Origin of the sequence: Paraburkholderia sp., assembly GCF_034668105.1 — a bacterium.
Classification (GTDB): Bacteria; Pseudomonadota; Gammaproteobacteria; order Burkholderiales; family Burkholderiaceae; genus Paraburkholderia.
This window is the reverse complement of record NZ_JAXDPY010000676.1, coordinates 1-6,319: the sequence shown is the minus strand read 5'-3', so window position 1 is coordinate 6,319 and position 6,319 is coordinate 1. Positions and strand designations below refer to the sequence as shown.

The window sequence follows — 6,319 nt, the reverse complement described above, 5'->3', positions numbered from 1 at the left end:
AACATGTCCTTGTAGGCGATGTCGCCCGTTAGCAGCCAACGCCCTTCGAGCACGGCCAGGAAACTGGCCATGCCGATGCTGATCGCGGGGAACATGATATGAAACGAAACCGTGAACGCAAACTGCAACCTGGCAAGGTGGAATGCATCGAAGATTTCCATGATCGATCAACGGCTCCGAGTGGCAACGGCATGTGCGTAAAGACGGACACCATGTGGCGACGGAACGGCTACGCGGCACATCGTAGCGCGATAACGCGAGGTCTGCATAAAAACGGGGGAAATCAGAAATCGCGCGTAGGTGTGAGACGCCTGCGGGTATGCAATTGCCGCCAGCCCGGATTCGTGGTGCCGCGAGCATGCGTGGTGGCATGTCACCGCATGTCACCAGCACGCACGCGTGATTTGTCCCGCTAGTATGGCCAGTCGGAATATAAGAGATGCGTCGCGAGAGGAACAACTGAACAGCGGCGGCCATGCACGGTACAAGTGCAGCGATACCGCCGCCTGTTTCAACCGGTCTTCAGATTCAGAGGCCGCACATCGTCAACGATGACGCGGCGGCTTGTCCCAGTTCGCCGGATACGTCATTTCTTCGCGTCCGCGCTTTCTGCTGGCTCGGGGCTGCTGCTTTCCTTGGAGGTTTTTTTCTTCGCGCGTCCGCTGCCACTCTTTGCGCCTGTCGCCTTGGGCGTCGGCGGCGCCTCGCTCTTGCTGAACTTCACTTCGCCGCTTTCCTTGTCATAACTGACGTCGACGGTATCGCCCGACTTCAGCCGGTCACCGAGCATCTCCTTCGCGAGCCGCGTTTCCAGTTCCTGGCGAATCTGGCGCTTCAACTCGCGCGCCCCGAATTCCGGCCGATAGCCGGCATCGGCGAGATGATCGATCACGGATTCGTCTATCTTGAGCGTGATATCCTGGGCGGCCGCGGTGCGTTCCACCCGTTCGAGCTGGATCTGCACGATTGAATGGATGTTGTCGCGCGAGAGCCCGTGGAAGACGATGATCTCGTCGATCCGGTTCAGGAATTCAGGCCGGAAGTGTCCCTTGAGCACGCCCATCAATTCCTCGCGGATCGCTTTTTCAGACTGGCGATCCGCGTCGGGTTTCTCGAGGTTGTCCATGATGATCGAGGCGCCGAGATTGCTCGTCGCAATGATGATCGTATTGCTGAAGTCCACTACGCGGCCCTTGCCGTCGGTGAGCCGCCCGTCGTCGAACACCTGCAGCAGCACGTTGTTCACGTCCGGATGGGCCTTCTCGATTTCATCGAGCAGGATCACGCTGTACGGGCGACGCCGGACGCGCTCGGTCAGTTGGCCGCCCTCGTCGTAACCGACGTAACCCGGCGGCGCGCCGATCAGCCGTGCAACCGCGTGACGCTCCATGTATTCGGACATGTCGATACGGACCACCGCCTGCTCGTCGCCGAACACCGTTTCCGCCAGCGCTTTCGCGAGTTCGGTCTTGCCGACGCCAGTCGGTCCGAGGAACAGGAACGTTGCAATCGGCCGGTTCGCCTGGCCCAGCCCCGCACGTGACAGGCGCACGGCATCGCTCACGGCGGTCACCGCATCGTCCTGGCCGACCACGCGCTCGCGCAGCTTGTTCTCCATATCCAGCAGTTTCTGGCGCTCTTCCTGGGTGAGCTCCGTGACCGGAATGCCGGTGAGACGCGACACGACTTCGGCGATGGACTCGACGGTCACTTCGAGTGTTTCCGAGCCGGTCTTGCGCTGCCATGCTTCCATCTGCTCGTCGAGTTTCGCCTGCTTTTCGCCGATCCGCGCCTCGAAATTCTTCGCCTCGTCGAAGCGCTTGCGCGAGGACGCGTAATCCTGCTCACGCTTGAGCTGGGCGATTTCGGCTTCGAGCTCCTGGATCGCCGCCGGTCGCGAGGTCGCGCCGATACGCACGCGTGCCGCCGCCTGGTCGATCAGGTCGATGGCCTTGTCCGGCAAAAAGCGCGACGTAATGTAGCGATCGGACAGCTCGGCGGCGGCAACGAACGCATCGTCAGCGAAGGTTACCTGATGGTGCGCCTCGAGCTTGTCGCGCAGCCCACGCAGAATCACGATGGTCTGCTCCACCGTCGGCTCGGGCACCAACACCGGCTGGAAGCGCCGCTCGAGCGCGGCGTCTTTTTCGATGTACTTCTGATATTCGTTGAGCGTCGTAGCGCCGATCAGACTAAGCTCGCCACGCGCAAGCGCGGGCTTCAGCACGTTCGCAATATCGAGGCCGCCTTCGCCACCGCCTTGTCCCGCGCCGACGATCGTGTGCAGTTCGTCGATGAACAGGATCAATTCGTCCTGCTTCGCCGTGACCTCGTCGATCAACTGCTTGGCGCGTTCCTCGAATTCGCCGCGATATTTCGCGCCGGCCACCATCGAGTTGATGTTGACCTCGACGAGCCGCTTGCCGCGCAGAACCTCGGGCACGTCACCGTTGATGATGCGCTGCGCCAGCCCTTCGACGATCGCTGTCTTGCCGACACCCGGCTCGCCGATCAGCACAGGGTTGTTTTTCTTGCGACGCGCGAGCACTTCGATCGTGCTCTCGATTTCCTGCGCGCGGCCGAGCACCGGATCGAGCTTGCCCTGACGCGCCATCGCCGTGAGGTCGCGCCCGAACTTGTCGAGCGTGGGTGTGCCGGTAGGCGTGTCGACGCGGCCGTCCTCCGCGCCTTTGCCGACCACTTTCACGACCTTCTGCCGCAACGCCTCCGGCGTCACGCCATACTTCTTCAACAGCGCGCCCGCGATACTGTCCGGCACCGCCGCAAGGCCGATGAGCAGATGTTCCGGGCCAACATACGAATGCCCCAAATCACGCGATGCCTGGAACGCGTATTGGAACGCCTTTTTCAGGCGCGGCGAAATCGTCATCTTCTCGATCGGCGCATCGGGTGAGGCGGTGCCCTTTTGCGCGTGCTGGTCGATATAGGCTTTGATATCTTGTGGTGAGAGCTTGAGCTCCTTTAGCAGCGCGGCGCACACGTCGGCGTCCGCGAGCACGTAAAGCAGGTGTTCAGTGTCGAGTTCGTTGCGGCCAAGCTCGTGGGCCTTTTCCGCGGCGCGCTGCAATAACTCTAGTGTTTGCTCGCTGAAAGCATCGGTTGCATCGACCGACTCACGTGGCAATTCGGCCTCGTAACCGGCGTCATCGTCTTCATCGCCATCTTCGGCTCCGCCGCCTCCCAGGCCGCCAAGGAAACGCGACAAGCCGCCTCCTCCAAGCAGGGAATCGAATGGATTCATCATGCTTTGGTGCCGCATTAATTGCCGATAGTCGTAGTCGCAAATCGATAAAGTTTTCCGTTCGCCGTTTTGCACAACGGTCACACGGGCGACAGCGGGACGGGCATTACAGATTTCGCAGAGGGCGGGCATCGAGAGTCACCTTTTTCGGTTAAGGCATCCGGCCTCGCGGCCGTAAATCGCAGGGTTGTACAAAGCAGATTCGAGACACGTCGCTACACGCTGGGTGCCCGTTGGAAGCCGTCATTTGCCGGCTTCGCGGCTACCCTGCTCTTCAACGGTGAGTATCGCTTCCGGTACGGCTTCGAGACGCGCCTTCGGGATCGGCTCACCACTGGCATCGGAGAGACCGTAGGTCCCCTCGTCGATCTTCTCAAGCGCGCGCTCGATATCGCTAACGCGTTGGTCGTTCACGTCATGCAGCGCCTGATTGATCTCGCTCTGCGCCATTCCCTGCGCCTCGTCCTCGAACTCCTCGGCCTCCTCGCCGTGCTCTTCTTCGGCCGTCCGCTGATTCGCGATCGTGTTTTCCTCTCCGCCGAGCAGTTGCCGGCGCAACGCTTCGAGGCGCTGACGTTGCTGTGCAATGAATTCATCACTCAATTTGCCCTGTTGCTCCGACATGGTCCTCTCCTCGGCATGGCCGACGTGTGATGTCAAAAGTCACCCGCCCAACTCCTGAAACGCGTGGCCGTTGGCCTCTAGTCCTTTCAGAATGTCGGGTGTCAGCTCGCTTTGCCACACGGGTCCGTTGAATTGCCAGTCACTTGTGTCAACCAGGTCAGGAAGCCCCGCGCCCTTGCGCACATAGAGTCCGAGCGTCGGCTTTTTCAGGTTGAGGTAGAAATCGAATTCCTGCATTTTCAACCCGTCATGCATGCATCCTCCCGTCAATCGAGAATAGGGCGCCTCGCGTGCCCCCCACACAGGAAGTCTAGGAGCAAGTCGCGAGGATGTGAACGCCCGTTTTCTCCGATGCCAGATATGGGTGAAATACGTCTACCGGATTGCCATTGCGCGTTGAGATCCGCACGCCGGAATGCTGGAATTGCGGCATGATGGTGTTCAGGATGACGCATCGGATTGCGAACGGATCCCCGTCGAACACTGCAAAGGAGAACACGATGCCAGCAAGCACTGTTTCTTACGGCGAGTTTGAGATCGCGGTGCAGCCTGAGCGCAACCAGCGCCATGCCTGGATCGCAAGCGTGAGTGTGACTCGCGGCGATCGCACGGTTGTCAGTGTTCGCCCCGCGACCGTGCAACCCGAGTGGCTCACTGAAGAAGAGGCGATAAGAGACGGGATCGAATGGGGGCGGCGGTTCATCGACCATGAGTTCAACACGCCGCAGTCCCGCTCCTGGGTTGCCGAGCGCGCTCACGCGGAAACCTGGTTTCGCGATGTCGAAGAACCGCCCGGCTCCGAAACCAGCGCATAAGACTCGTCACCCAAAAGCACCAAAGGCGGCCAGTCAGTGCCGCCGCAGATGGGCTTCGATTTCTTTCGCATGGAGTGTCGACAGATCCTCGCTGAGTTGCTCGAATATCAATCGACGGGTGTGCTCAGTCAGATTTGCTTTGACCATGCCGAGGAATGTCAACAACTCCCTGCTATCCGAACGACTCTTACTCAAGATAGCAGTTCAGGCCAACTACGCCCAAGGTAAATTTGCCAATTTATCGTATCAGTCCAAAGTTCAAGGGGACGCCACATGCAGATCGGCAAGCGAAGTCCGGACGGCTCGCCTGCCGTGCATATCCCGTACCTGCTTTCTGGCGGATAGAAGCGATCCTTGAGCAGCGACGCGCGGCGCCGCCACACAAGGCGCATTGATTAGAAATTGAAGTTGTCGATATTGCTCGAATCGAACGTGGTCGGCGGTCCGAGAATGATTTCGCCTTGCGGTCCGATCGTGCGCTTGCCCAGCTTGCCGGCATCGAACGACTCGCCTTCCTTGCCGCTGATCGTCCCCGACGCCAGCGCCGCGGCGGCATAACCCGCCAGATAGCCCAGCTGGTTCGGATCCCAAAGCTGAAACGCCTTAACCGTCCCGTTCTTGACGAACGCACGCATCTGGTTCGGTGTGCCCAGGCCGGTCACCTGCACCTTGCCCTTGCTCGACGACGACGAGATGTAACGCGCCGCCGCCGCGATACCGACCGTAGTCGGCGCGACGATCGCCTTCAGATTGGGATATGCCTGCAGCAAGCCTTGCGTTTCGACGAACGACTTCTGGTCGTCGTCGTTGCCGTACGCGATCTTCACGAGCTTGATCTTCGAGTACTCCGGCTTTTTCAACTCCTCCTGCATCCACTTGATCCACGTATTCTGATTGGTTGCATTCGGCGTGGCCGACAGCACCGCGAATTCACCCTCGCCGCCCATCAGTTTCGACACCAGCTGGATCTGACCCCGGCCAATGCCCTCTGCGTTCGCCTGGTTGACAAACAACTGACGGCCTTCGGGCGCCGTGTCCGAGTCGAAGGTCACGACCTTGATGCCTTGCGACATCGCTTTCTTCAGATACGGCACGACGGCGTTCGCGTCGTTGGCCGCGATCACGATGGCGTCCTGCCGCTGCGTAATCAACGTATTGATGTATTGCACTTGCGACGACGCGCCGGCATCAGAGGGCCCCACGACCTTGCCCACGCCGCCGAATTCCTTGATCGCCGCCATGCCGCCGTCGTCGGCAATCACTTCATAGGGGTTGTTGATCTGCTTCGGCACGAAAGCAATCTTCAGACCGCTTTTCAGCCCCGCTGCCGACGCGGCACAACTGAGCGCAACCAGGGCGATGCACAGCGCAGCTTTGCCGGTGTGACGTAGAGGATTGAACATAAGGCGTCTCCTGCTTTGTTGTTGGACGAAAACCTGTCCGGGTTGTAGGTATCGGGGATTCGGTGTCTGGTATTGCTGGGGATCGGGTTTTAAGAGAACGTTATAAAGAAGAAGCGGACTTCGCGATGAAACGCCGGTCACGCGCCGCACGCCAGCGGGCGACCAGGTTGGGAATCAGCACCGATGCCAGCAGCAGCACGCCCGTGACGATCGTC

At 60.0% G+C, this 6,319-nt stretch carries 6 protein-coding genes and 1 pseudogene; 1 reads left to right on the top strand and 6 read right to left on the bottom strand.

Annotated features, from left to right (window positions below; all coding sequences use genetic code 11):
- The 4 genes from QOC89_RS29910 to QOC89_RS29895 form a co-directional block, all read right to left on the bottom strand.
- Positions 1–161, bottom strand: a 161-nt coding sequence (locus QOC89_RS29910) for a cytochrome ubiquinol oxidase subunit I (protein WP_323048340.1), incomplete at its 3' end; no start/stop codon positions are given.
- A 425-nt stretch (positions 162–586) separates the two neighbouring features.
- Positions 587–3,394, bottom strand: coding sequence for an ATP-dependent Clp protease ATP-binding subunit (locus QOC89_RS29905; RefSeq protein ID WP_323048338.1), 2,808 nt, complete (start codon positions 3,392–3,394; stop codon positions 587–589).
- 111 nt (positions 3,395–3,505) lie between these two features.
- Positions 3,506–3,886, bottom strand: coding sequence for a TraR/DksA family transcriptional regulator (locus QOC89_RS29900; RefSeq protein WP_323048337.1), 381 nt, complete (start codon positions 3,884–3,886; stop codon positions 3,506–3,508).
- Positions 3,887–3,925: 39 nt separating this feature from the next.
- Positions 3,926–4,123, bottom strand: a complete 198-nt coding sequence (locus QOC89_RS29895; RefSeq protein WP_323048339.1) for a hypothetical protein — start codon at positions 4,121–4,123, stop codon at positions 3,926–3,928.
- A gap of 263 nt (positions 4,124–4,386) precedes the next feature.
- Here QOC89_RS29895 and QOC89_RS29890 point away from each other — a divergent pair, with 263 nt between their 5' ends.
- The gene (locus tag QOC89_RS29890) at positions 4,387–4,701 is read left to right on the top strand and encodes a DUF6566 family protein (protein WP_323048336.1); all 315 of its coding nucleotides are present in this window, start codon (positions 4,387–4,389) and stop codon (positions 4,699–4,701) included.
- Between the two features lie 395 nt (positions 4,702–5,096).
- Here QOC89_RS29890 and rhaS read toward each other — a convergent pair whose 3' ends face one another.
- Together rhaS and QOC89_RS29880 are read right to left on the bottom strand one after the other, a co-directional pair.
- On the bottom strand, positions 5,097–6,104 hold the full coding sequence (gene rhaS, locus QOC89_RS29885; RefSeq protein WP_323048335.1) for a rhamnose ABC transporter substrate-binding protein: 1,008 nt from the start codon (positions 6,102–6,104) through the stop codon (positions 5,097–5,099).
- A 100-nt stretch (positions 6,105–6,204) separates the two neighbouring features.
- Positions 6,205–6,319 (bottom strand): annotated as a pseudogene (locus QOC89_RS29880) (ABC transporter permease); the annotation flags it as partial.